The sequence below is a fragment of the Pseudomonas sp. SWRI68 genome, assembly GCF_014269165.1.
In the GTDB taxonomy this organism is placed as follows: domain Bacteria; phylum Pseudomonadota; class Gammaproteobacteria; order Pseudomonadales; family Pseudomonadaceae; genus Aquipseudomonas; species Aquipseudomonas capeferrum.
In genome coordinates this window covers 77,754-104,077 of sequence record NZ_JABWRU010000009.1, presented here as the reverse complement: position 1 = coordinate 104,077, position 26,324 = coordinate 77,754, and the positions used below count along the sequence as shown (strand labels likewise).

Here is a 26,324-nt window from a genome sequence, read left to right as displayed (position 1 = left end):
CCCTTTCCTTTACAACTCATAGTGTTACAGCTCAGGTGTAGATCATCTTGCGGCTCATGCCGCCATCGACCACAAACTCCTGGCCGGTGACGAACGCCGCTTGCCGCGACAGCAGCCAGGCCACCATCGCCGCAACGTCTTCCACCGTCCCTACCCTGCCCGTCGGGTGCTGGGCATGGTCGGCTTCGGTCAACGGCTCGGCACGGCGCTGGGAAGGGTCACGCGCATCGATCCAGCCCGGGCTCACCGCATTCACGCGAATCTCCGGGCCCAGGCTCATGGCCAAGGCATGGGTCAAAGCCACCAGGCCGCCCTTGCTCGCCGCGTAGGCCTCGGTGTCAGGCTCGGATTGCCGCGCACGGGTCGAGGTCAGGTTGACGATCGCCCCATTGTGCGCACGCAGGTACGGCGCACAATGCTTGGCCAGCAGCATCGGGCCATTGAGGTTGACCGCCAGCACCCGGTTCCATTGCGCCAGGCTCAGGCTTTCCAGCGTCTGGTTATGCGGGTTGGCGATCGCTGCATTGCACACCAGCGCGTCCAGCCGCCCGAACTGCCCCAGTACCTCGGACACCCCGGCACTGACCTGCGCCTCGTCGGCAACGTCCATGGTGATGAACCAGGCGTTGTCACCCAACGCCTTGGCTACCTTGGCCCCACGCGGGCGGTCCAGGTCGCTTAGCACCACCTGCCAGCCTTCACAGATCAACCAGGCGGCAATCCCCAAGCCGATACCGCGAGCGGCACCGGTCACCAGGGCTACCCGACCGTTATGGCCCGGTGCACCGCCTCTGATTTCAATCACAGTGCCGCCAACCCGCGTGCAAGGTCAGCCTGCAGGTCAGCGACATCTTCCAGGCCCACGGCAACGCGGATCAGGCTGTCGCGGATACCCGCCGCTTCACGCTCCTGCGGCGACAGACGGCCGTGGGAGGTGGTGGCCGGGTGGGCGATGGTGGTCTTGCTGTCGCCCAGGTTGGTGGTGATCGAGATCATCCGCGTGGCGTCGATAAAGCGCCAGGCGCCCTCTTTGCCACCCTTCACCTCAAAGCTCACCACGGCGCCAAAGCCGCTCATCTGGCGCTTGGCCAGCTCGTGCTGCGGGTGGCTTGGCAGGCCAGCGTAATGCACTTTCTCGATGCCGTCCTGCTGCTCCAGCCATTCGGCCAGTACCTGGGCGCTCTCGCAGTGCGCACGCATGCGCAAACGAAGGGTTTCCAGGCCTTTGGTGAAGATCCAGGCGTTGAACGGGCTGAGGGTCGGGCCTGCGGTACGCAGGAAGCCCACCACTTCTTTCATCTGCTCGCTACGCCCCGCCACCACGCCGCCCATGCAACGGCCCTGGCCGTCGATGAACTTGGTCGCCGAGTGGAATACGATGTCAGCGCCAAGCTTGAGCGGCTGCTGCAGCGCCGGGGTGCTGAAGCAGTTGTCCACCACCAGCATGGCACCACCGGCGTGGGCGATTTCACTGAGGGCGGCGATATCGACCAACTCGGCCAACGGGTTGGACGGCGACTCGACGATCAGCAGCTTGGTATTGGCCTTGATGGCCTTTTCCCAACCGCCAAGGTCGACCAGCGGCACGTAGTCCACCTGCACACCAAAGCGTTTGAAGTACTTCTCGAACAGGCTGATGGTCGAGCCGAACACGCTCTGCGATACCAGTACATGGTCGCCCGCGCTGCACAGCGACATCACCACCGCCAGGATTGCCGCCATGCCGGTGGAGGTGCCCACGGCCTGTTCGGCGCCTTCCATGGCCGCCAGGCGCTCCTCGAAGGCGCGCACGGACGGGTTGGTGTAACGCGAATAGACGTTACCCGGCGTTTCGCCAGCAAAGCGTGCCGCCGCATCGGCGGCCGTACGAAACACATAGCTGGAGGTCAGGAACATCGCTTCGCTGTGCTCGCCCTCCGGTGTACGGTGTTGCCCGGCGCGCACCGCCAGGGTGTCGAAACCGACACCCTCGAGGTCACTGTCCAGGCGCCCGGCATCCCATTGATCCGTCATGCCGTCGCTCCCTAATCAGTTGTTGTAGAGGTCGATGATCGCGCTGACCGCCTGGGTCTTCACCTTGGCCAGGTCGTTACGGGCCTGCTCGATACGCTCGAGGTAGGCCGCGTCGATGTCGCCGGTGACGTACTCACCGTTGAACACCGCGCAATCGAAGTGCTCGATCTTGATCTTGCCGCCACCGACCGATTCGATCAGGTCAGGCAGGTCCTGATAGATCAGCCAGTCGGCGCCGATCAACTCGGCCACCTGGTCGGTGGTGCGGTTGTGGGCGATCAGTTCGTGAGCACTCGGCATGTCGATGCCGTAGACGTTGGGGTAGCGCACCGCAGGGGCTGCAGAGCAGAAGTAGACGTTTTTGGCGCCCGCTTCGCGGGCCATCTGGATGATCTGCTTGCAGGTGGTGCCGCGCACGATCGAGTCGTCCACCAGCATCACGTTCTTGCCGCGGAATTCCAGCTCGATGGCATTGAGCTTCTGGCGCACCGACTTCTTGCGTGCGGCTTGGCCGGGCATGATGAAGGTACGGCCGATGTAGCGGTTCTTGACGAAGCCTTCGCGGAATTTGACGCCCAGGTGGTTGGCCAGCTCCAGGGCCGCAGTGCGGCTGGTGTCCGGGATCGGGATGACCACGTCGATGTCGTGCTCTGGGCGTTCGCGCTGGATCTTCTCGGCCAGCTTCTCACCCATGCGCAGGCGCGCCTTGTACACCGAGACGCCGTCCATGATCGAGTCCGGGCGGGCCAGGTAGACGTGTTCGAAGATGCACGGCTGCAGTTTCGGGCTCTTCGCGCACTGTTTGGTGTACAGCTGGCCTTCTTCGGTGATGTACACCGCTTCGCCCGGCGCCAGGTCGCGAATCAGGGTAAAGCCGAGCACGTCCAGGGCGACGCTTTCGGAAGCGATCATGTACTCCACGCCTTCGTCGGTGTGGCGCTGGCCGAACACCACTGGGCGAATACCGTTCGGGTCACGGAAACCGACGATACCGTAGCCGGTGACCATCGCCACCACCGCGTAGCCACCGACGCAACGGCTGTGCACGTGGGAAACTGCAGCGAACACGTCTTCTTCGGTTGGCTGCAGCTTGCCGCGCACGGCCAGCTCGTGGGCGAACACGTTCAGCAGCACTTCCGAATCGGAGTTGGTGTTGACGTGGCGCAGGTCGGACTCGTAGATCTCCTTGGCCAACTGCTCGACGTTGGTCAGGTTGCCGTTGTGCGCCAGGGTAATACCGTACGGCGAGTTGACGTAGAACGGCTGGGCCTCGGCCGAGGTCGAGCTGCCCGCGGTCGGGTAGCGCACGTGGCCGATGCCCATGTGGCCCACCAGGCGCTGCATGTGGCGCTGCTGGAAGACGTCGCGCACCAGGCCATTATCCTTGCGCAGGAATAACCGGCCGTCATGGCTGGTCACGATACCGGCAGCGTCCTGGCCGCGGTGCTGGAGGACCGTAAGCGCGTCATACAGCGCCTGATTGACGTTCGACTTACCGACGATACCGACGATGCCACACATGCGACGCAACCCCTACTTTGACGAAACTTGAGTGAATAGCGCTCAGGGCTTTGCAGGCCCGAGCAACTGTTCCTTGAACGGGAGATCAGCCGGTGTGCTGATCACCCCACTGGACATCCACTGGCTGGTGAAACCGAGAATCAGGTTTTTCGACCAGTCAGCGACCAAGAGAAATTGTGGTATCAGGCGTGATTCCTGCCACCAGGTGTCTTGTTGAACCGGCCCCAGGCTGAGCAGCCCGATGGCCACCACCACCAGCAAAGCCCCCCGCGCGGCGCCGAAGGCCATGCCGAGGAAACGATCGGTGCCGGACAGCCCGGTCACGCGGATCAGCTCGCCGATGAGGAAGTTGATCATGGCCCCCACCAGCAGGGTGGCGACAAATAGAATGGCGCAACCGGCGATGGTACGCATCGACGGTGTCTGGATATAGCTTTCAAGATACACCGAGAGCGAGCCACCGAACATCCAGGCAACCGCACCGGCAATGATCCAGATGAGCAAGGACAAGGCTTCCTTGACGAAGCCGCGCTTGAGACTGATCAGTGTGGAGACGGCGATGATCGCAATGATCGCCCAATCAACCCAGGTAAATGCCACGGTGCCGCCTACAGACGTTTGAGGCGGCGCATTTTATCAGAGCAGCGGGCTGGGAGTAAGCGGAATGTCGGGCCGATCAGCAACTGCGCGATACCTGTGGGAGCGGACCGCGCTGGCACCATCAACCGCGTTCAGGCTGGAAACGCATCACGAAGCCTTTGAGGCTGTGCTTGCGGTTGATTGCATCACGCACACGCTCGGCCTCGGCGCGTTCGATCAGCGGCCCGACATACACCCGGTTCATACCGCCTGCAGAGCGGATGTAGGCGTTGTAGCCCTGGCTGCGCAAGGTCTGCTGAAGGCTTTCTGCCCCCGCGCGGTTGGACAGGCTGGCCAGCTGGATGGACCAACTCACCGGCAACCCATTGACGTCGATTTTGGACGGCGTTGCGGGCTTGGCTGCTGCGACGGCAGGCGCCGGCGCAGCGGCGGGCTTGGTTTCCACCTTCTGTGCGAGCACTGACGGCTTGGCGGCCTGGGCCTGGGCCTGGGTCTGTGGCGACGGCGTGATCGGCTGGCTTGGCGTGCTCGCTGGCGCAGTAGCCTCGTCGATCACTACCGGGGGCTGCTGTGGCTCCTCAGGAATGACCTGAGGTTCCGGCACGGCGACCGGCTCCACCTTCACCTCGGGCAGGCTCGGCATGGCCGGTGCCTGCGGGGCTTCAACCCGTACCTGGCGCATCTCGTCCTCGCGGGTGAACAGCATCGGCAGGAAGATCACCGCCAGCGCCACCAGCACCAACGCACCGACCATGCGCTGTTTCATCCCTTTATCCAGCACTGCCATCTACTCAACCCTCCGGGGCCTGCCGCGCCAACCACTCCAGGGCCTGGGCGACACAGAAAAACGAACCGAACAGCAGGATCTGGTCATCCGCCGTCGCCTGCGCGCATTGCCCTTCGAGGGCGGCGTCGACGCTGGCATAAGACTTCACCGAGGCGCCGAGGTTCGTCAAGGCATTCGCCAGTTCTGCGGCCGGACGGCTGCGAGGTGTATCCAGTGGTGCCACCGCCCAGTCGTCGACCAGCCCCTGCAAGGGTTCGACAACGCCCTGCAGGTCCTTGTCAGCGAGCAGGCCGAACACCGCCAGGCGGCGCCCCTTGGGCGGTCGAGCGGCCAGGCGCCGCGCCAGGTAGGCGGCGGCATGCGGGTTATGCCCCACATCCAGCAGCAACTCCACCGGCGTGCCCTGCCAGTTCAGTTGGCGGCGATCGAGGCGCCCGGTGATGCGGGTATCGAGCAATGCCTGGCGGATTTGCCCGGCATCCCATGGCAGGCCCATCAACAAATAGGCCTGCAGGGCCAAGGTGGCGTTTTCCATGGGCAGGTCGAGCAATGGCAGATCGCGCAGCTCTACCCGGCCACCTTCGGCCGTGGTCCCGCGCCAGTGCCAGGCAGCGTCGCTGCTTGCCAGGTCGAAATCACGGCCACGCAAGTACAACGGCGCTGCCAGCTCCTGTGCCTTGTCCAGCAAGGGCTGCGGCGGGTCGAGGTCGCCACACAGCGCCGGCTTGCCGGCGCGGAAGATACCGGCCTTCTCGAAGGCGACGCACTCACGGGTATCACCCAGGTAGTCGACATGGTCGACGCCGATACTGGTTACCAGCGCCAGGTCGGCATCGACCACGTTCACGGTGTCCAGACGGCCACCGAGGCCCACTTCGAGCACCACGGCATCCAGCTTCGACTGGTAGAACAACCAGAACGCCGCCAGGGTGCCCATCTCGAAATAGGTCAGGGAAATTTCGCCCCGCGCCGCCTCGACGGCGGCGAAGGCATCGCACAGGCGCTCATCACTGGCCTCCTGGCCATCGATGAGCACCCGCTCGTTGTAACGCAACAGGTGCGGCGAGCTGTACACGCCAACCTTGAGCCCCTGGGCACGCAGCATCGCAGCGACGAAGGCACAGGTGGAGCCTTTGCCATTGGTACCGGTGACGGTTACCACGCGCGGCGCCAGCTTGCCCAGCGCAAGGCGGGCAAGCACGTTCTGCGAACGTTCCAGGCCCATGTCGATGGCCGATGGATGCAACTGTTCGAGGTAGGCGAGCCATTCGCCCAGGGATCTTTGTTTCATCACGCGACCGCAGCCGCCTCACGTGCCTGCTCCGGAGTTTGCTGGCCGGTCATCTGCGCCAGCAGGCGGGCCAGACGCGGGCGCAGCTCGCCACGGGAGATGATCAGGTCGATGGCGCCATGCTCCAACAGGAACTCGCTGCGCTGGAAGCCTTCTGGCAGCTTCTCGCGCACGGTCTGCTCGATCACGCGGGGGCCGGCAAAACCGATCAGTGCCTTTGGCTCGCCGACAATGACGTCGCCGAGCATCGCCAGGCTGGCGGAAACGCCGCCGTAGACCGGGTCGGTCAACACCGAAATGAACGGGATGCCTTCTTCACGCAGGCGCGCCAGCACGGCCGAGGTCTTGGCCATCTGCATCAGCGAGATCAGCGCTTCTTGCATGCGCGCACCGCCAGAGGCCGAGAAACAGACCATCGGGCAGCGGTTTTCCAGGGCGTAATTGGCGGCGCGCACGAAACGCTCACCGACGATGGCACCCATGGAGCCGCCCATGAAGGAGAATTCGAACGCACTGACCACGATTGGCATGCCCATCAGGGTGCCGCTCATGGAGATCAGGGCGTCTTTCTCGCCGGTCTGCTTCTGCGCACCGGTGAGGCGGTCCTTGTACTTCTTGCCATCGCGGAACTTCAGGCGGTCGACCGGCTCCAGCTCGGCGCCCAGTTCGGCACGGCCTTCGGCGTCGAGGAAGATGTCGATACGCGCACGTGCGCCGATGCGCATGTGGTGGTTGCACTTGGGGCAGACATCCAGGGTCTTTTCCAGCTCCGGACGATACAGCACGGCCTCGCAAGCCGGGCACTTGTGCCACAGGCCTTCAGGCACCGAGCTCTTTTTCACCTCGGAACGCATGATCGAAGGGATCAGTTTGTCGACTAACCAGTTGCTCATGCTTTCTTTCTCCAGTATCGGCGGGCGGGGGCCAGCGTGACCGGCCTGCCCTGCCCTTGAGCTCAATATCTTTTATGAAACGATGATGGACCGGCCGCCGGGGCTTCCTGCGCGCCGCTCCACCGTTAATGTATTGTTCGACCGTCGCACCGACGGCCGCCCCGTTGGGGCTGCGATAGCTATGGACGATGGTGCGCCGCCAACCGTCACATCCACTGTCACGCCTGTTTCACCGCGCGCATGAAGGCTTCGATCTTCGCCGCATCCTTGATGCCCTTGGCCTGTTCCACCCCGCCGCTGACATCCACCGCATAAGGCCGCACCTGGGCAATGGCCTGGCCGACATTCTGTGCAGACAGCCCACCGGCAAGGATGATCGGCTTGCTCAGGCGGGCCGGCACCAGCGACCAGTCGAAGGCCTCGCCAGTGCCCCCAGGTATGCCGGGCACGTAGGTGTCCAGCAGCACACCCCGGGCGCCAGCGTAAAGCCGACAGGCCGCCTCCAGGTCATCGCCTGGGCGCACCCGCAGGGCCTTGATCCAGGGGCGGTTGTAACCCTCGCAGTCTTGCGGGGTTTCGTCGCCGTGGAACTGTAGCAGGTCCAGCGGAACCACTTCGAGGATCTCGTTCAGCTCGCAGCGCGAGGCGTTGACGAACAGCCCGACCGTGGTCACGAATGGCGGCAGCTCGGCAATGATCGCACGCGCCTGGCGCACGTCCACGGCGCGCGGGCTCTTGGCGTAGAACACGAAGCCGATGGCATCAGCCCCCGCCTCGGCGGCAGCCAGCGCGTCTTCGATGCGGGTAATACCGCAGATCTTGCTGCGAACGTTGCTCATGGACTGCGAACCCTGCTATTGCGGTGAAAGGCCGGATGTTAGCAAATGACTTTTCGTCCGTCAGTCAGCCAATGCCTCATAGCCGGTCAAAAAGTGTGGGCCGATGTAACGCTTGGGCAATTGGAAGGCTTCGGGGTATTCCACTTGCACCAGGTACAGGCCGTACGGATGCGCCGTCACCCCGCCTTCACGGCGATTGCGCCCCTCCAGCACCTCACGTGCCCAGGTGGCTGGCCGCTCGCCCGCGCCAATGGTCATCAAGACACCGGCGATGTTACGCACCATGTGGTGCAGGAACGCCGTGGCACGCACGTCCAGCACGATCATCTGGCCATGGCGGGTAACGCGCAGGTGATGGATGTGCTTGATCGGCGACTTGGCCTGGCACTGGCTGGCGCGGAAGGCGCTGAAGTCGTGGGTGCCCAGCAGGAACGCGGCGGCTTCGGCCATGCGTTCGACATCCAGCGGGCGGTGGTTCCAGGTCACCTCCTCGGCCAGGTGTGCCGGGCGGATCGGGTCGTTGTAGATGACGTAGCGGTAACGCCGCGCCGTGGCCTTGAACCGGGCGTGGAAGTCTGACGGCATCGGGCGCGACCAGACCACACTGATGTCGTGGGGCAGGTTGAAATTGGTACCCAGGGTCCAGGCGCGTTCGTCGCGGATGGCGCGCGTATCGAAATGCACGATCTGCCCGCAGCCGTGTACCCCGGCGTCGGTGCGCCCGGCACAGATCACCGAGATAGGCTCGTTCGCCACTTTCGACAAGGCCTGCTCGAGGGCTTGCTGGACGCTGGGCACACCACTGGCCTGGCGCTGCCAGCCGCGATAGCGCGAGCCCTTGTATTCCACGCCCAGGGCGATACGGGAGTAGCCTTCGGCCGCGGATTCGGCGGCGGTGTCGATGATGTCCAAGAGCATGAAACCTGTGGTGAATACGCAATGGCGGGATTATAACGACAACGGCAGCCCTGTTGGGCTGCCGTTGGGGGTAACGCCTGTCATGGCCCTGTCGCCGACACGCCGGCGACAACGCTTCAGCAGTAGAATCAGACCAACCGGGACAACAGCTCCTCGGCTTCCTGACGCTGGGTCCCGTCGCCATCCTTGACCACTTCATCAAGGATGTCACGCGCCCCCTGGTGGTCGCCCATGTCGATGTAGGCACGCGCCAGGTCGAGCTTGGTGGCCACTTCGTCACTGCCAGAGAAGAAGTCGAAGTCCAGGTCATCCAGCGGCTCGGGCTCCGGCTGCGCCACTGCATCCTCAGTGGTGAAGTGCGGCTCCAGCGAAGGCGACTCGAGGTTCTGCGACAGCTTGTCCAGCTCTGCGTTGACGTCGTCCAGCTCCGAAGCAAAGCTTTTCGCGGCCGGCGAATCGTCGTCCAGCGACAGCGACAGGTCGAAATCGGACGGCAGGTCGAGCTCGGAGATCGGCTCGAACTCCGGCACGCTGTCGAAGGCGGCCAGTTCGGCGGCGACATCCACCGGGGTTTCATCGGCGACAGCCGGGGCAACCGGCTCGCTGACATCAAGGTCGAAGTCGTCCAGGTCCGCAACCGGCTGCGGCTCGGCCTGCGCCAGCATCGCTTCGAAATCAGCATCGGCTTCGGCTTCGGCTTGCAGCTCGGCATCCACGACGGCCGGCTGTTGCTCTACCTGCACCTCGTCCAGTACGGGCTCATCCGGCACCGATTCATCCAGTACAGTCTCGTCCAGTACCGGCTCGTCCAACAGCGGCGCTGCCAGTGGATCTTCCTCGGGCAGGTCTTCGTCAAGGCTCAGATCGAAGGCGCTGTCCAGGTCCGATTCCTCAAGCGAAGGCATTTCGCTAAAGGCCTCGGTTTCAGGCTCGACGATGTCATCCAGCGCTGCCTCAGCGACCGAATCGGGCTGCTCCAGTACCGCTGGTTCGTCTTCTGGCTCAGGCTCAAGCGCTTGCTCTGCCATGCCCTCGGAAACAACGTCTTCAACCACCGGTGCCTCAGGCGGGTCCTGCAGCAGGCCCTGCACGTACTGCTCATCCATTTCAGCAGCCAGCGCTGCCGCGCCCAGACCGGCGGCGGCCACACCCAGCATGGCTGGGAAGCGGCCTTTGATTTCCTGAACCTGAGCCACGTTCTGTTCGGTGGCCGGCAGCACACGCTCCTGCTCGACGAACGCACTGTGATCACCCTGGCGGGCATACACTTCCATCAGCTTCAGGCGCAGCTCATCACGGCCGGGCTCTGCGGCGAGGGCGGTTTCGAGCAGCTCGGCGGCATGATTCAGACGGCCGCTTTCAACGCTCTGCTCGACCTCGGCCAGCAGCGCGGCAGTGGCGTCGGGCTCAAGCACAGGCTCGGTGACCGGGGCCGCAGGTTTTTCCGCGGCGGCGGCAGCTGCGGCGGAGGCCGCGACCACGGCTGGCGACAGCGTGACGCTCGGTGCCGTAACATCCAGGCCTTCAAAGCTGTCGGAGGCCATGTCCAGCCCCGCACCCTGCTCTTCCTCAGCCAAGGCCCGCGCCATGCGCAGGTGTTTCTCTGCCTCTTCCTGAGCCTTGCGCTTGCGCATCAAGAGCACCAGCAGAAGCAGCAGCACGAGGAACGCAGACCCTGCAATCAGCCACAGCATCAAGGGGTTGCCGAGCACATCGTCGAAGGCGCCGCGCGGCTGGGCAGCCGGCGCAGCATTGGCGGCAGGCACGTTTTTCGGCGCGGTGTCGACAGCGGCCGGCGCAGGCTTGACCACTGGCTGGGCATTTGCCGCCGGTTTCGTGGGTGCTGGCTCGCCTGGCAGCGCGGCGGCGACCGGGGCCGTGCCGGCTGCGCCCTGGGCTTCAAGGCGGGCCAGTTGGTTGTTCTTCAACTCGATCAGACGCTGCAGCTTGTCCAGCTGGCTCTGCAAGTCTGCCATGCGGCTCTTGAGCTCGTCGTTGTCACGGCGGCTGGTGTCGAGGCTTTCCTGGGCCACGGCCAGCTTGTCATTGAGCGCCTTGGCCTGCCCTGCGCCAGCCTGGTTGCCGGGGCTGACCAGGCGCAGGTTGTCACCTTGGGCAATGCGCTCCGGCGCCGCGTCGGCAGCACCACGGCGGGTGGCGTCGAGCTGGCGGGCACGCGGCCCCAGGCGCCGGCCCTCACGCCAGGCCGCATACTGCTCGGCCACGTCGCGAACCGCTTCGCCCTGAGGGATGTTCTGCACCTGTTGCTGATCGGGCAGGCGCAGTACCTGGCCAACCTTCAACTGGTTGATGTTGTTGCCAATGAAGGCGTCCGGGTTCAGCGCCTGGATCGCAATCATGGTCTGCTGTATCGAACCGCCCTGGCTGTTGCGCGCGGCAATCTGCCACAAGGTGTCGCGGCGCTGGGTGGTGTAGTTGCTCGCACCCGTCACCGCCGGCGCCACATTGGCCGCCGCCGGTTGCTTGCCCTGCGCCTTGGCCTGGTCGAGCAGGACGCTGTAGTCGCGCAGCAGTCGCCCTTGCGGCCACATCACCTGGACCAGGAACTTGACCACCGAGCCCGGCAGCGGCTGGCTGGAAGTGACGCGCAGCACGCTCCTGCCGTTGGGGTTGATCACCGGTGTGAACGTCAGGTCTTCGAGGTAAGTCGGAAAGGCCACCCCCGCCTTGCTGAACTCTTCCGGCGGCGCCAGGCTTGGCGCCACCTCGGCGGCAGTGAGGTCGCGCACATCGAGCAATTCGATCTCGGCGTCCAGCGGCTGATTCTGTGCCGACTTGAGAGTCAGCTCCCCCAGGCCCAGGGCATTGGCCATACCCGACGACAGCGCCGAGGCAGCCGCCATGGCCAGAACCAGTTTGCGAATTCGAAGCATGACCTCTTCCCTTGTATGAATCGTCCCGAAACCTGCATGCAGAGCAGGACAAAAGTGCTCGCAGTATCTTTTACAGCCTGTCTTTAATCAACAATTGTGCCACCTGCACAGCATTGAGCGCCGCGCCCTTGCGCAGGTTGTCGGTGGTCAGCCAGAGGTTGAGCTGCTGGTCTTCATCGACACCATGGCGTACACGACCAACATAGACCACGTCTTGGCCCACTGCGTCACCAACCGGGGTCGGATAATCGTCGCGTTCCACCAACTCGACGCTGTCGGCAGACTCCAGGGCCTGGTTGACCGCAGCCAGGTCGACCGGGCGACGGCTCTGCACAGCCACACTGAAGCTATCGCCGAAAAACACCGGGACTTGAACGCAGTTCACCGAAATCTTCAGTTCAGGCTGCCCGAGCAGCACGCGCAATTCGCTGACCAGGCGCCGCTCCAGCGCGGTGTGGCCCTGTTCGTCGGCGGCGCCGACCTGGGCCAGCAGGTTGAACGCCATCTGGCGGTCGAAGAAGCGCGGCTCCAGGGGGCGGGCGTTGAGCAGCTCGGCGGTCTGCCGGGCCAGTTCGCTGACCGCTTCGCGCCCCTGCGCGGACACCGCCAGCGCGGCCATCACCTGAACCCGTTCGATGTCCAGCAAGCCTTTGAGCGGTGCCAGCGCAACGGCCAGGGCAACGGCTGCGCTGCTAGGGCTGGCAATGCGTGCAGGCAGCGTCAAGCCGGCAAGGCGTTCGGCATTGGCTTCAGGCACCACGGCAAGGGCATCGTCCAGGCCGGCGGACAGGTCGATGACCGTGCAGCCTGCCTGCAGGGCCTTGCTGGCGAAGCTGCGGCTGACCGCCGCGCCTGCGGCGAAGAAGGCCAGCTTGACCTGGGCGAAATCGAAGCTGTCCACTTCGCGGACTTTGAGCTTTTTGCCGGCGAACATCACGCTGCTGCCTGCGGACTCCATGCTGGCCAGCAGGTGCAAGGTGGCGACCGGGAACGCCAGTTCTTCGAGAATCTGTACCAGGGTTTCACCGACGCTGCCGGTGGCGCCGACGACGGCGATATCGAGAGAAGGGTTCATGCTACGGGCTGCCTCAGGCGAAACGGGGAGCGGCACTTTACTCGCATTGCCCCGACGAGGCCAACACAGCCATTCGTTTGCTACCAGGCGTAACCCACCATAAAAAAACCCGCGCTGTCGCCAGCGCGGGTTTTCGGTCAAACCAGAGCGATCAACGCTCCAGCAGAATCCGCAGCATGCGGCGCAGCGGTTCGGCGGCGCCCCACAGCAGCTGGTCACCCACGGTGAACGCACCCAGGTACTGCGAGCCCATGTTCAGCTTGCGCAGGCGACCCACCGGAATGTTCAAGGTACCGGTGACCTTGGTCGGGGTCAGCTCTTGCATGCTGATCTCTCGCTGGTTCGGCACCAGCTTCACCCATGGGTTGTGCTGGCTGATCATGCCTTCGATGTCGGCCAGCGGCACGTCCTTGTTCAGCTTGATGGTCAGCGCCTGGCTGTGGCATCGCATGGCGCCGATGCGCACGCAGATACCGTCGACCGGGATCGGGTTCTTGAAACGACCGAGGATCTTGTTGGTTTCGGCCTGGGCCTTCCACTCTTCACGGCTCTGCCCGTTCGGCAGCTCCTTGTCGATCCACGGAATCAGGCTGCCGGCCAGCGGCACACCGAAGTTCTCGGTGGGGAACGCTTCACCGCGCATGGTCTCGGCAACCTTGCGGTCGATGTCCAGAATGGCGCTGGCCGGGTTGGCCAGGTCATCGGCCACGGCCGCGTGGGTGGCGCCCATCTGCTTGATCAGCTCACGCATGTTCTGCGCGCCGGCACCGGAAGCTGCCTGGTAGGTCATGGCGCTCATCCACTCGACCAGGCCGGCCTCGAACAGGCCGCCCAGGCCCATCAGCATCAGGCTGACCGTGCAGTTGCCGCCAATGTAGTTCTTGGTGCCGGCATCGAGCTGCTGGTCGATGACCTTGCGGTTGACCGGGTCGAGGATGATGACCGCGTCATCCTGCATGCGCAGGGACGAGGCGGCATCGATCCAGTAACCCTGCCAGCCAGCTTCACGCAGCTTGGGGAAGACCTCGTTGGTGTAGTCGCCGCCCTGGCAAGTCAGGATCACGTCGAGGGTCTTGAGTTCTTCAATCGAATACGCGTCCTTGAGCGGAGCTGTATCCTTGCCCACGTTCGGGCCTTGGCCACCGACATTGGAGGTGGTGAAGAACACCGGCTCGATAAGGTCGAAATCCTGCTCCTCCAGCATCCGCTGCATGAGCACGGAACCGACCATACCGCGCCAACCGATCAGACCTACACGTTTCATCGCAACTACACCTTTGCTAAAAGTGGGCCGCCACCGACCAAAAACGGTGGCGGGCCAGAGAGATTACAGATTCCGCAGCGCTGCGACTACTGCGTCGCCCATTTCCTGCGTGCCTACTTTGTCGCAGCCGGCCGACCAGATGTCACCGGTGCGCAAACCTTGGTCCAACACCAGGCTGACGGCCTGCTCGATGGCCTCTGCTGCAGCCTGCTGGTTGAAGCTGTAACGCAGCATCATCGACACCGACAGGATGGTCGCCAGCGGATTGGCGATGCCCTGGCCGGCGATGTCTGGCGCCGAGCCGTGGCACGGCTCGTACATGCCTTTGTTGTCGGCATCCAGCGACGCCGAAGGCAGCATGCCGATGGAACCCGTCAGCATGGAAGCTTCATCCGACAGAATGTCACCGAACATGTTGTCGGTCACTACCACGTCGAACTGCTTGGGCGCGCGGACCAACTGCATGGCAGCGTTGTCGACGTACATGTGGCTCAGTTCGACATCCGGGTAGTCCTTGGCCACGTCTTCGACCACTTCGCGCCACAGCTGGCTCGAAGCCAGGACGTTGGCCTTGTCCACCGAACACAGCTTCTTGCCGCGCACACGGGCCATGTCGAAACCGACGCGGGCAATGCGGCGCACTTCGCTTTCGCTGTAGGGCAGTGTGTCGTAGGCCTGGCGCTCGCCACCTTCGAGTTCACGCTGACCACGTGGCGCGCCGAAATAGATGCCACCGGTCAGCTCGCGGACGATGAGGATATCCAGGCCCGAGACGATTTCTGGCTTGAGCGAGGAAGCATCGGCCAGTTGCGGGTAGAGGATGGCCGGGCGCAGGTTGGCGAACAGGCCCAGTTGCGAGCGAATTTTCAGCAAGCCACGCTCAGGGCGGATGTCACGCTCAATCTTGTCCCATTTCGGGCCGCCCACGGCGCCCAGCAGCACGGCATCGGCCTGGCGCGCACGCTCCAGGGTCTCGTCAGCCAGCGGCACGCCATGCTTGTCGATGGCCGCGCCACCGATCACGTCGTGCGCCAGGCTCAGGCCCAGCTGGAACTTGTCGTTGGCCAGCTCCAGCACCTTGACCGCCTCGGCCATGATTTCCGGGCCGATGCCATCACCTGGGAGAATCAGAATCTGCTTGCTCATGCTTTCCTCTATCCATTCAAGCGCTGCGGCCAGCTCGGCCGCAGCGAAATAAACTCAGCGCTCGGCCCACAACACGATGACATCGGTGCTGAACGAGCCGTCGGCTTCAATCTGATAATACTGCCGCACTTCTTCACCCATGGCTTGCTGCAATTGGCGTATGGCCACACGCAGCGGCTCGGGCGTGCGCATGCGCTCTACCCACGAGCTCCACTCCAGGCGCAGGCGCTGACGCGTGTGGCTACGGGCGTGCAGGCCGGCTTCGCTGACCTGGCGCTGCCACTCGGCGGCAGAATAATCGCGCACGTGGCTGGTGTCGCGCAGCACTTCGACCGTTTGCAGGTAGGTGTCGAGCAACGGGCTGCCGGGTGACAGCACATCGATGAACGCCGCCACCCCACCCGGCTTCAGCACGCGGCGCACTTCGCGCAGGGCCAGGCCCAGGTCGCTCCAGTGGTGCGCCGAGTAGCGGCTGAAGACGAAGTCGAACGAGGCGTCGGCGAACGGCAGGCGCTCGGCGGCACCGCATTCGGTGGTGATATTGCCCAGGCCACGCTCGGCAGCGGCACTGGCGACCACGTCGAGCATCGACTGCGACAGGTCGTAGGCGACCACTTCCGCCACCAGAGGCGCGACGTGGAAGCTGACATGACCGGCACCACAGCCCAAGTCCAGTACACGCGCCTCGGCATGGCCTGCCAGCTCGGCTTGCAGCAGGGCGAATTCAGTGCCCTGGGCATGTACCGCGCTGCTGAGGTAGGCGCTGGCCTGTTCGCCGAACTGGCGTTGGACCACATCGGTGTGGGTGGTGCTGGTCATGGGGCAATCCTTTTGGTGTTGTGTTGCCTATGCAGGCTTCGCCGGCGAACCCGCTCCCACATCGGCAGCGTTGCCAATGTGGGAGCCGGTCAATCAGGCATCCCGGAACAGCCAGGGCTGGCTGGCGCGGTGCTTGCCTTCGAAGGCTTTGATCGAATCGCTGTCCTGCAAGGTCAAGCCGATGTCGTCGAGGCCGTTGAGCAGGCAGTGCTTGCGGAAGGCATCGATCTCGAAATGCAGCACCTTGCCATCAGGACGGGTCACGGCCTGGGCTTGCAGGTCGACGGTCAACTGATAGCCAGGGTTGGCTTCCACCTGCTTGAACAGCTCGTCGACTTCCTCATCGCTCAAGATGATCGGCAACAGACCGTTCTTGAAGCTGTTGTTGAAGAAGATGTCGGCAAAGCTCGGTGCGATGACACTGCGAAAGCCGTATTCATCCAACGCCCAGGGCGCGTGCTCGCGGCTGGAGCCGCAACCGAAGTTCTCCCGCGCCAACAACACGCTGGCACCCTGGTAGCGTGCGTGGTTGAGCACGAACTCCTGGTTCAGCGGGCGCTTGCTGTTGTCCTGGTAGGGCTGGCCCACATCCAGGTAACGCCACTCGTCGAACAGGTTGGGGCCGAAGCCAGTGCGCTTGATCGACTTGAGAAACTGCTTGGGAATGATCTGGTCGGTGTCGACGTTGGCACGGTCCAATGGCGCGACAAGGCCGGTGTGCTGGGTAAAGGCTTTCATGCTGCGCTCCCTTGGATCAACTCGCGTACATCGATGAAGTGGCCCGTCACCGCGGCGGCGGCAGCCATGGCCGGGCTGACCAGGTGGGTACGGCCACCGGCACCCTGACGGCCTTCGAAGTTGCGGTTGGACGTCGAGGCGCAGTGCTCGCCACTTTCCAGGCGGTCCGGGTTCATCGCCAGGCACATCGAGCAACCCGGTTCACGCCACTCGAAACCGGCTTCGAGGAAGATCTTGTCGAGGCCTTCACGCTCGGCCTGCGCTTTAACCAAGCCCGAGCCCGGAACGACAATGGCCTGCTTGACGGTGGCAGCGACCTTGCGGCCCTTGGCAATTTCGGCTGCGGCGCGCAGGTCTTCGATCCGCGAGTTGGTGCAGGAGCCGATGAATACGCGGTCGAGCTGGATATCGGTGATCGCCTGGTTGGCGGTCAGGCCCATGTACTTCAAGGCACGCTCGATCGAGCCACGTTTGACCAGGTCGGCCTCGGCGGCCGGGTCCGGCACGCGCTGGTCAACCGCCAGCACCATCTCGGGCGAAGTGCCCCAGCTGACCTGCGGCTTGATCTGCGCGGCGTCCAGCTCGACCACGGTGTCGAACACCGCGTCGTCATCGGAAACCAGGTCTTGCCAAGACGCTACCGCTTGCTCCCACTGCTCGCCCTTCGGCGCGTAGGGGCGACCTTCAACATAGGCAACGGTGGTGGCATCGGTCGCCACCAAGCCGACACGGGCACCAGCCTCGATCGACATGTTGCAGATGGTCATGCGGCCTTCCATGGACAAACCACGGATAGCGCTGCCGGCAAATTCCATGGCGTGGCCGTTGCCACCCGCGGTGCCGATCTTGCCGATAATGGCGAGGACGATGTCCTTGGCGGTGACACCGGCAGGCAATTGGCCTTCGACGCGCACCAGCATGTTCTTCATCTTCTTGGCGACCAGGCACTGGGTAGCGAGCACGTGCTCGACCTCCGAGGTGCCGATGCCGTGGGCCAAGGCGCCAAATGCACCGTGGGTGGAGGTGTGCGAGTCGCCGCAGACCACAGTCATGCCCGGCAAGGTAGCGCCCTGCTCCGGGCTGATGACGTGGACGATGCCCTGGCGCTCGTCGTTCATCTTGAATTCGACGATACCGTACTCGTCACAGTTTTCGTCGAGGGTCTGCACCTGCAGGCGCGACACCTGGTCGACGATGGCCTCGATACCGCCCTTGCGCTCTGGCGTGGTCGGCACGTTGTGGTCGGGCGTGGCGATGTTGGTGTCGATGCGCCATGGCTTGCGGTTCGCCAGGCGCAGGCCTTCGAAGGCCTGGGGCGACGTCACTTCGTGGATGATGTGTCGGTCGATGTAGATCAAGGACGAGCCGTCATCACGGCGCTTGACCTCATGGGCTTCCCAGAGTTTGTCGTAGAGCGTTTTGCCAGCCATCAGACTGTTCCTCATCAGCGTCTTTCTATGCCAAAGACCCCTTGGCTTGTACGGACGATGCTATGGCGATAGATTGAATAACTCAAATTCATAATTTTCATGCTTTGCATAACCATCAGGAATCAGAGAGATGGACCTGGCCAACCTCAGTGCTTTTATCGCCATTGCCGAAACCGGCAGCTTCTCCGGGGCCGGCGAACGCCTGCACCTGACCCAGCCTGCCATCAGCAAACGCATCGCCGGCCTTGAGCAGCAATTGGACGTGCGCCTGTTCGACCGGCTGGGGCGTGAAGTGACCCTGACCGAAGCCGGCCGGGCGTTGCTGCCACGGGCCTATCAAATACTCAATGTGCTCGATGATACTCGACGCGCACTGACCAATTTGACGGGACAGGTGAGCGGTAGACTGACCCTGGCCACCAGCCACCATATCGGCTTGCACCGCTTGCCTCCGCTTCTAAGGGCCTTTACCCGGCAGCACCCCTCGGTGGCACTGGATATTCAGTTCCTGGATTCAGAAGCGGCCTACGACGAGATACTCCATGGCCGCGCTGAAATTGCCGTCATCACCCTGGCACCCGAGCCCCACCACCTGATCAAGGCGATCCCGGTCTGGAACGACGCCCTGGACTTCGTGGCGGCACCGGAGCACCCACTGGCCAGCAACCACGCGGTCAGCCTGGCCGATGTCGCCCGCCACCCGGCGGTGTTCCCGGGCGGCAACACCTTTACCCACCACATCGTCCAGCGCCTGTTCGAAAGCCAGGGGCTGACGCCGAACATCGCCATGAGCACCAACTACCTGGAAACCATCAAGATGATGGTTTCCATTGGCCTGGCCTGGAGCGTGCTGCCCCGCACCATGCTCGACGATCAGGTTGCACCCATCGCTTTACCCGGCATACAGCTGTCGCGCCAGCTAGGCTACATACTGCACACGGAGCGAACGCTATCGAATGCGGCGAGGGCCTTCATGGCCCTGCTCGACAGTCACGCAGGGTCCGCCTGACCGGTCGTCAGTTCGGCATTTCCAACTCAAGGACGCCTCAAACGCCAAAGGTCTGGTACCAATGCCCAAATCAGCAAACCGCTTTCCGCGCCTGCCGCGTATCTCTGCGGCTGACCCTCAGGAATCCGAGCAGGCCTGGCAAAACGCCCCACAGCTGCTGGCCGCGCTTAACGGTGCCCACCTGGGGGCCTGGCTGTGGGACATCGAAACCGGTCGGGTCAGTTGGTCACGCGGCACCCAGGCGTTGTTCGGCTTCGACCCGCAACGCCCGCTGCCCAACGACATCGATTACCTCGACCTGCTGCCCGAGGAAGACCGCGCGCGCACCCGCCAGTTGTTCCAGGCAGTGGTCAACGGCGAGCCCGTGGAGCAGGCCATGCGCCACCGCATCCGCTGGCCGGATGGCAGCCTGCACTGGCTGGAGATAAACGGCAGCCTGACCCACGACCGCCATGGCCGGCCGCAGATGATCGGGGTGATCCGCGAGATCACTCGCCAGCGCGAGCGGGAAACGGCGCTGATCAACTCGGAAAAGCGCTTCGCCACGCTGTTTCACCTGAGCCCCAATGCCATCCTGCTGACCCGTCGCCACGACGGCATGATCTTCGAGGTCAACCAGCATTTCGAGGACATGTTCGGCTGGCCGGGCAGCCAGGTAATCGGCAAGACCAGCCTGGAGCTGGGCCTGTGGGTGCACCCCGAGCAACGCCAGCAGATGCTCGACGCCACCCGCGCCAGCAGCGGCCCGCTGAACCTGGAGGTGCAGTTCCGGGCCAGCAACGACAAGGTGCATGACGGCATCCTCTGCACCCAGGGCATCGAACTGGAGGGCGTGACCTTTCTGCTCAGCACCTTCGTCGACACCACCGAGCGCAAGCGCGCCGAGCAGGCCCTCAAGGACAGCCAGGAGCGACTCGATCTGGCCCTGGATTCGGCGCAGTTGGGCACCTGGGACTGGCACATCCCCAGCGGCATGCTGTATGGCTCGGCCCGCGCGGCGCAACTGCACGGCCTTGACCCCATCCCCTTCCATGAGTCCTTCGATGCCTTTTTCGAAGGTGTGCCGGAGCAAGAGCGCAACGTCATGCGCCAGGCCTACCGCAGCCTGCGCGAAGGGCCTGCAGGCAATTACCAGATCACCTACCGGGTACAGTTGGACAACGGCACTTCGCGTTATATCGAAAGCCGTGCGCGGCTGTACCGGGACGACCAGGGCAACCCCCTGCGCATGGCTGGCACGCTGCTGGACATCACCGACCAGGTAGAGCGCGAACAGCGCCTGAGCGCCTCGGAAGAAAAGTTCGCCAGCCTGTTCCAGGTCAGCCCAGACCCGATCTGCGTGACCCGCCAGGACACCGGCCAGTTCATCGAGATCAACCCGGCCTTCACCCAGACCTTCGGCTGGAACGCCGACCAGGTGATCGGCCACACCGCCGAGCAAATCGGCCTGTGGGCAGAGTCCATCGAACGCGCGCAACGCATCGAGCGAGTGATCCGCGAACAGGCCCTGAGCAACGTGGCCGTGGTGGTCAACCACCGCAACGGCTCACCCTTGACCTGCGTGATATCCAGCTGCCTGATCAGTGTCGATGACCAGCCCTGCAGCGTCACCACCCTGCGCGACATTACCCAGCAGCAACGCGCCGAAGCGGCGCTCAAGTCCAGTGAAGAGAAATTCGCCAAGGCCTTCCACTCCAGCCCTGACGCCATCACCATCACCGAGCGCTACAGCGGCCGCTACCTGGAAATCAACGACGGGTTCTGCCGGCTGACCGGCTACAGCGCGGCGGAAGTGGTCGGGCGCAGCGTTTACGAGCTGGGCATCTGGGCCGACGACAAGCAGCGCAGCGCCCTGCTCGCCGAGCTCAAGGAGCGGGGCCGGGTGCACCATCGGGAGATGCTCGGGCGCAACAAGCGCGGCGATATCCTCACCGTCGAAGTGTCGGTGGAACCGATCACCCTGAACGAGACCGACTGCCTGCTGCTGACCGCCCGCGACGTCAGCCAGCTGAAGAATGCCCAAGCGCAGATCCGCCACCTGGCGTACCACGACCCGCTGACCAACCTGCCCAACCGCGCCCTGCTGATGGACCGCCTGAGCCAGCAGATCGCCCTGCTCAAACGCCACAACCTGCGAGGTGCGCTGCTGTTTCTCGACCTCGATCACTTCAAGCACATCAACGATTCGCTCGGCCACCCGGTGGGCGACACCGTGCTGAAGATCATCACCGCGCGCCTGGAGGCCAGTGTGCGTCTGGAAGACACCGTGGCGCGGCTGGGCGGCGACGAGTTCGTGGTGCTACTTAGCGGCCTGGAAGGCAGCCGCGAACAGGTCGAAAGCAAGGTGCGCGATCTGGCCGATACCCTGCGTGAGCTGCTGGCCGAACCGATGTCGCTGGATGGCCAACGCCTGCAGGTGACCCCCAGCATCGGCGTGGCGCTAATCCCCGATCACGGCACCACCCCGGCAGACCTGCTCAAACGCGCCGATATTGCCCTGTACCGGGCCAAGGACTCCGGGCGCAACACCACCCAGCTGTTCCACACCACCATGCAAAAGGCCGCCAGCGAGCGCTTGCGCATGGAAAACGACCTTCGCCTGGCGCTGGCCCGGGGTGAGCTGGCCCTGCACTTCCAGCCCCAGGTGGATGCCCGCGACAACCGTATCGTTGGTGCCGAGGTATTGCTGCGCTGGCACCACCCGCAACTCGGCCAGCAGCCGCCGGCGCAGTTCATCCAGGTGCTGGAAGAAAGCGGGCTGATTCTGGAAGTGGGCAGTTGGATCCTCGACGAAGCCTGCGACGCGTGCGCGCACATGCTCATGGATGGGTTGATCGACGCTAATGACTTCAGCCTGTGCGTGAACATCAGCCCGCGGCAGTTCCGCCAGAACGATTTCGTCGGGCGGGTCCTGCGCAGCCTGGACGACTACCGCCTGCCACGGCAGATGCTCAAGCTCGAGATCACCGAAGGCATCGTCATCCAGAACCTCGAAGACACCATCAGCAAGATGCGCGAACTGAAGCGGCACGGGGTGAGCTTTGCCATGGACGACTTCGGCACGGGCTACTCGTCACTGACCTACCTCAAGCGTTTGCCAGTGGACGCCCTGAAGATCGACCAGACCTTCGTGCGCGACGCGCCGATCGACCCCAATGACGCCGAAATCGTCCGCGCTATCGTCGCCATGGCCCACAGCCTGGACCTGGCGGTGATCGCCGAAGGCGTGGAGTTGACCGAGCAACTGGCGTTTCTCGAGCAGTTGGGCTGCCACTTGTACCAAGGGTATCTGCACAGCCGGCCACTGCCATTGTCGGAGTTCCGCCAGATGTTGCTGGAGGCACCGGCAGATTTCTGATGCCGGAATGCGAAAAGGGCACCCTGAGGTGCCCTTCTCGTTACCGACCGGCTGACTGTTAGTTCAGCGCTGGCTTATCGCCATTGATCGGGATGCGCTTGGCTTTGGCTTCTTCAGGCACGATGCGCAGCAGGTCGATGCTGAGCAAGCCATTGGCCAGGCCAGCGGCCTTGACCTCAATGTGGTCGGCCAGGCGGAACGACAGCTTGAAGGCACGCTGGGCGATGCCCTGGTGCAGGTAGGTCACTTCAGCGGCGCTGCTGTCGCGCTTGCCACCGGAGACTGTCAGGACACCTTTTTCGACCTGCAGGTCGAGGTCCTGCTCCTGGAAACCGGCAGCGGCAACCACGATGCGGTAGTGGTCTTCGCCATGTTTTTCCACGTTGTAGGGCGGGTAGCTGCTACCGGCCTCGTTACGTGCCGCGGATTCGAACAGGTCGTTGAAACGGTCGAAACCAACGGAATGACGGAACAGTGGAGCGAGAGAGAAAGCGGTAGTCATGGTCATAAACTCCTGAGATTCAGCAAGTAAGTCACTACGCGACCCGACTTCGGCATCGCGTACTCAAAAGATATGGCCGGTGAAACGGCTTTCAAGAGGGGCTACGAAAAAATTTTCTGTTTTCCCGCTTTTACTGCACAGCGGCAGATCAGGCCACGCATGCCTCGAAGGCCGGCGCCTCAACCCCCAGCAAGCGGCTGATGCGCGCGCAATCATCTTCCCGACGCAGCTCGGCAAACAGCACCACCGCCTCTGGGTAGCTGCGGGTCAGCATCGCCAACCACTGCTTCATCCGCCCCGGCGCATAGCGCGGGGACAGCTTGGCCTGGGCCTGACGCCAGAATTCGCGCAGCAGCGGCAGCAGGTCATCCCAGCTCATGGGCTGGTACGCCCGGCCGTCGCGGGCAGCGGCGATCTGCAGGCCCAGGTCGGGCCGCGACACCAGCCCGCGCCCCAACATGATGTGCTCGGCACCACTGACCTCGCGGCAGCGCCGCCAGTCGTCCACGGTCCAGATCTCGCCGTTGGCGAACACCGGCACCTTGACCACATCCTGCACCCGCGCCACCCATTCCCAATGAGCCGGCGGCTTGTAGCCCTCGACCTTGGTCCGCGCATGCACCACCAGGTGCGCCGAACCGCCCTCGGCCAGGGCCGTGGCGCACTCCAGTGCACCGTCGGGGCTGTCGAAGCCCAGGCGCATCTTTGCAGTGACCGGGATGTCCGCCGGTACCGCTCGGCGTACCTCGCGGACGATGGCATGCAGCAACTCAGGCTCCTTGAGCAGCACCGCGCCGCCACGCGACTTGTTCACGGTCTTGGCCGGGCAGCCGAAATTCAGGTCGATTACCGGTGCCCCCAGCTCACAGGCCAGCGCAGCGTTCTCGGCCAGGCACACCGGGTCAGAGCCCAGCAGTTGCACACGCATCGGTACGCCGGCCGCAGTCCTTGCGCCCTGGCGCAACTCAGGCGCCAGCTTGTCGAACGATGAAGGCGGCAACAGGCGGTCGCACACGCGGATGAACTCGGTGACGCACCAATCGATGCCACCCACTCGGGTCAGGACGTCGCGCAGGATGTTGTCGACCAGCCCCTCCATGGGGGCCAGGGCAATTTGCATGTGTGGGTCTCGGCGGGAAAAGGCGGCAGTCTAGCAAAAAACCGTACGCCTTCAGGCACCGATCAGCGCTTGGCCGTAACCCTCGATAAATTCGACCGGCATGCGTTTGGGCTTGCCGCTGGACAACTCGATACAGGCGAAGGTGGTCTGCGCCCGCAGCAGGGTCACACCATCGCGTGGGCGCTTGAGCTGGAAGCGGCGGGTCATGCGCAAGCGCTGATCCCATTCGATGATCCAGGTTGCCAGTTGCAGCTCGTCGTCTTCGTAGCCGGCGGCCAGGTAGTCAATTTCGTGGCGTACCACGGCCATGGCGCGGTCCAGGCGCCGGTACTCGGCCAGGTCCAGACCCAGGCGCTGGGAATGGCGCCAGGCACAGCGTTCGAGCCAAGTGACGTAGGCGGCGTTGTTGGCGTGGCCGAGGCCGTCGATGTCTTCGCTGCCGACGCGCAGGTCGATGATGAAGGGTGTTGCCAGGTCCCAGCTCATGCGCGCTCCTGAGAGGTTTCTTTGGGGGAGATTGCGGCGCTTTGCGCTCCACGGTCCTGGCGAGTGTAACGGATGCTCAGGCGCTTTGCCGCGCCGGCGCACTGGCACGGCTCAACAGCTCGAGCACTGCCTCGCCCAAACGCGGGTCGGCCAGCACCCGTTGGTGCCCGCCCTCCTCCAACAGCATCAGGCGGCTGTCGAACCAGGCCTTGTGGATGATCTGGGCCTCTTCGGCGGCCACCAGGCCATCGTCAGCGGCATGCACCACCAAGCCTGGCAGCTCCAGTTGATAACCACTGACATCCAGGCGTGCGATCTGCATCCCGACATCCCGCTCGACCTGGCGAATGAACGCTGCCCGCGCCCGCGCTGGCAGCCCCAGGTGATGGGCGAAGCCGCGCAACACGCCGAGCAATCGCGCCGGTGCCGCGATGCTCACCGCCGCCTCGGCGCGCAAGCCCATCTGCAGCGCCAGCAGCACACTGGCACCGCCCATGGAATGCCCGATCACTGCACGCAGCGGCGGCAGCTCGGCCGCCGCTTCCAGCAGCGCGCGGGCAAACAGCACCACGTGAGCCTGATGGCCAGGCGAACGCCCATGCGCCGGCCCCTCCAACGAAACTACCGTGTGCCCAGCCTGGACCAGGGTTTCGATCAACGCGGCAAACTGCGTGGGGCGCCCTTCCCAGCCGTGCATCAGCAATACCGTCGGGCCCTTGCCCCAGCGCAACGCCGAAAGCCCGAAGCGCAGGGTGATGCGCTCGGCCTTGGCCAGCAGTGGCAGTTCCCACGCTCTTGGCGGCAGCGTGCGCGGGGTCATGAAGGCGCGGCGCATCTTGCCGGCCACATGCTCCGGCGCCAGGTGGCCCAGGGTGCCATTGATGCCACGAATCCAGCTCAGGGTAGTCATCGCCTTGCTCCCGCCTTGTGGTTATTCAGATCACCGCCGACTTGGCGGCACGCAATACACGGTCGGACAGCTCGCCAGTGCCCAGGGCACGCGCCAGGGCCAGGCCACCGACCATCAGTGCAAGGTCGGCCAGGGCTTTGTCGCTGTCTTCGGGGCGATCGACCATTTTCGCGGTCATCAGCTCGATGTGCTCGGCCAGCACCTCGCGGAACACCTCTGGCAACCGCTGCATCTCGCCCAGGGCGTTGGGCAGCGGGCAGGCATGAACTTCAGCGTCGCGGTGCTTGCGCGAGAGGTAGAAGGCCGACACCAAGGCGCGGCGTGCTTCGCCATCCAGGCTAGGGTCGACCTGGGCCAGCAAGGCCCGCCGCTCGCCCAGCAACTGGCGGAACGCTTCGAGCATCAGCTCGTCCTTGCTGTCGAAATGGGCATAGAACCCCCCGACGGTAAGCCCGGCGGCGCCCATGACTTGGCTGACGCTCGGCTCTGCCGGGCCATGTTGAATCAAGGCACTGCGCGCTGCCTCGAGAATCCGTTCGCGGGTCTTGCTCTTTTTGTCGTTCATGGCCACCTCAAATATTATGCTAGTAATATGATAGGCGTAATATTTTTTGGCAAGCGGAATTCTCAGCCACCTGTCGGTACCGGGAATAGTTGGAGGGGAAAAAACAAAAGGCCCATTCAATAAGCGAATGAGCCTTTAAAGTCCCG

The 26,324-nt window shown here is 63.9% G+C and carries 23 protein-coding genes; 2 read left to right on the top strand and 21 right to left on the bottom strand.

The features are described from left to right. Positions 1-31: 31 nt before the first annotated feature. From HU770_RS15350 to leuC, 16 genes are all read right to left on the bottom strand, one after another. Positions 32-805: an SDR family oxidoreductase gene (locus tag HU770_RS15350; RefSeq protein WP_186653879.1), complete on the bottom strand. Its 774-nt coding sequence runs from the start codon at positions 803-805 to the stop codon at positions 32-34. Next, the gene (locus HU770_RS15345; protein ID WP_186664093.1) at positions 802-2,013 is read right to left on the bottom strand and encodes an O-succinylhomoserine sulfhydrylase; all 1,212 of its coding nucleotides are present in this window, start codon (positions 2,011-2,013) and stop codon (positions 802-804) included. The genes HU770_RS15350 and HU770_RS15345 overlap by 4 nt, the downstream gene beginning before the upstream one ends. A gap of 15 nt (positions 2,014-2,028) precedes the next feature. After that, positions 2,029-3,534, bottom strand: a complete 1,506-nt coding sequence (gene purF, locus HU770_RS15340; protein WP_033700529.1) for an amidophosphoribosyltransferase — start codon at positions 3,532-3,534, stop codon at positions 2,029-2,031. 42 nt (positions 3,535-3,576) lie between these two features. Next, on the bottom strand, positions 3,577-4,134 hold the full coding sequence (locus HU770_RS15335) for a CvpA family protein (RefSeq protein WP_033700530.1): 558 nt from the start codon (positions 4,132-4,134) through the stop codon (positions 3,577-3,579). A 121-nt stretch (positions 4,135-4,255) separates the two neighbouring features. Beyond that, a complete protein-coding gene (locus HU770_RS15330; protein WP_186664091.1) occupies positions 4,256-4,921 on the bottom strand; it encodes an SPOR domain-containing protein in 666 nt (221 codons plus the stop codon). A 4-nt stretch (positions 4,922-4,925) separates the two neighbouring features. Continuing rightward, a complete protein-coding gene (gene folC, locus HU770_RS15325) occupies positions 4,926-6,212 on the bottom strand; it encodes a bifunctional tetrahydrofolate synthase/dihydrofolate synthase (RefSeq protein WP_186653873.1) in 1,287 nt (428 codons plus the stop codon). Beyond that, on the bottom strand, positions 6,212-7,105 hold the full coding sequence (gene accD / locus HU770_RS15320; RefSeq protein WP_033700534.1) for an acetyl-CoA carboxylase, carboxyltransferase subunit beta: 894 nt from the start codon (positions 7,103-7,105) through the stop codon (positions 6,212-6,214). Before accD ends, folC begins: the two co-directional genes overlap by 1 nt. A 218-nt stretch (positions 7,106-7,323) precedes the next feature. Continuing rightward, a complete protein-coding gene (locus HU770_RS15315; RefSeq protein WP_186653871.1) occupies positions 7,324-7,944 on the bottom strand; it encodes a phosphoribosylanthranilate isomerase in 621 nt (206 codons plus the stop codon). 60 nt (positions 7,945-8,004) lie between these two features. After that, on the bottom strand, positions 8,005-8,862 hold the full coding sequence (gene truA / locus HU770_RS15310; protein WP_033700536.1) for a tRNA pseudouridine(38-40) synthase TruA: 858 nt from the start codon (positions 8,860-8,862) through the stop codon (positions 8,005-8,007). Between the two features lie 128 nt (positions 8,863-8,990). Then, complete coding sequence (locus HU770_RS15305) at positions 8,991-11,756, bottom strand: FimV/HubP family polar landmark protein (RefSeq protein ID WP_186653868.1); 2,766 nt, start codon at positions 11,754-11,756, stop codon at positions 8,991-8,993. 70 nt (positions 11,757-11,826) lie between these two features. After that, on the bottom strand, positions 11,827-12,831 hold the full coding sequence (locus HU770_RS15300) for an aspartate-semialdehyde dehydrogenase (RefSeq protein WP_186653865.1): 1,005 nt from the start codon (positions 12,829-12,831) through the stop codon (positions 11,827-11,829). 151 nt (positions 12,832-12,982) lie between these two features. Beyond that, on the bottom strand, positions 12,983-14,095 hold the full coding sequence (gene asd / locus HU770_RS15295; protein ID WP_186653863.1) for an aspartate-semialdehyde dehydrogenase: 1,113 nt from the start codon (positions 14,093-14,095) through the stop codon (positions 12,983-12,985). Positions 14,096-14,158: 63 nt separating this feature from the next. Next, positions 14,159-15,241, bottom strand: a complete 1,083-nt coding sequence (gene leuB, locus HU770_RS15290) for a 3-isopropylmalate dehydrogenase (RefSeq protein ID WP_033700541.1) — start codon at positions 15,239-15,241, stop codon at positions 14,159-14,161. 54 nt (positions 15,242-15,295) lie between these two features. Then, complete coding sequence (locus HU770_RS15285) at positions 15,296-16,060, bottom strand: class I SAM-dependent methyltransferase (protein ID WP_047583559.1); 765 nt, start codon at positions 16,058-16,060, stop codon at positions 15,296-15,298. A 93-nt stretch (positions 16,061-16,153) separates the two neighbouring features. Continuing rightward, positions 16,154-16,798 (bottom strand): 3-isopropylmalate dehydratase small subunit, encoded by a 645-nt coding sequence (gene leuD, locus HU770_RS15280; protein ID WP_186653858.1) that lies wholly within the window; start codon positions 16,796-16,798, stop codon positions 16,154-16,156. Continuing rightward, positions 16,795-18,228 (bottom strand): 3-isopropylmalate dehydratase large subunit, encoded by a 1,434-nt coding sequence (gene leuC, locus HU770_RS15275; RefSeq protein WP_033700545.1) that lies wholly within the window; start codon positions 18,226-18,228, stop codon positions 16,795-16,797. The genes leuD and leuC overlap by 4 nt, the downstream gene beginning before the upstream one ends. A gap of 130 nt (positions 18,229-18,358) precedes the next feature. On the opposite strand from leuC, the gene HU770_RS15270 reads away from it, so the two are divergent. Further along, positions 18,359-19,237: a LysR family transcriptional regulator gene (locus HU770_RS15270; protein WP_186653856.1), complete on the top strand. Its 879-nt coding sequence runs from the start codon at positions 18,359-18,361 to the stop codon at positions 19,235-19,237. 61 nt (positions 19,238-19,298) lie between these two features. Further along, complete coding sequence (locus HU770_RS15265; protein WP_186653854.1) at positions 19,299-22,595, top strand: bifunctional diguanylate cyclase/phosphodiesterase; 3,297 nt, start codon at positions 19,299-19,301, stop codon at positions 22,593-22,595. A gap of 58 nt (positions 22,596-22,653) precedes the next feature. Here the strand turns inward: HU770_RS15265 and HU770_RS15260 are convergent, their stop codons facing one another. The 5 genes from HU770_RS15260 to HU770_RS15240 all read right to left on the bottom strand — a co-directional run bounded on the left by HU770_RS15260 (position 22,654) and on the right by HU770_RS15240 (position 26,178). Continuing rightward, a complete protein-coding gene (locus HU770_RS15260; protein ID WP_033700549.1) occupies positions 22,654-23,097 on the bottom strand; it encodes an Hsp20 family protein in 444 nt (147 codons plus the stop codon). 148 nt (positions 23,098-23,245) lie between these two features. Then, positions 23,246-24,217, bottom strand: a complete 972-nt coding sequence (locus tag HU770_RS15255; protein ID WP_186653850.1) for a tRNA-dihydrouridine synthase — start codon at positions 24,215-24,217, stop codon at positions 23,246-23,248. Between the two features lie 51 nt (positions 24,218-24,268). Further along, positions 24,269-24,703, bottom strand: coding sequence for a thioesterase family protein (locus HU770_RS15250; RefSeq protein WP_033700551.1), 435 nt, complete (start codon positions 24,701-24,703; stop codon positions 24,269-24,271). Between the two features lie 76 nt (positions 24,704-24,779). Continuing rightward, entirely contained in the window at positions 24,780-25,613 is an 834-nt protein-coding gene (locus HU770_RS15245; protein WP_095064827.1) for an alpha/beta fold hydrolase, read from the bottom strand. A 25-nt stretch (positions 25,614-25,638) separates the two neighbouring features. Then, positions 25,639-26,178, bottom strand: coding sequence for a TetR/AcrR family transcriptional regulator (locus tag HU770_RS15240; RefSeq protein ID WP_047583563.1), 540 nt, complete (start codon positions 26,176-26,178; stop codon positions 25,639-25,641). Between the last annotated feature and the right edge of the window lie 146 nt (positions 26,179-26,324).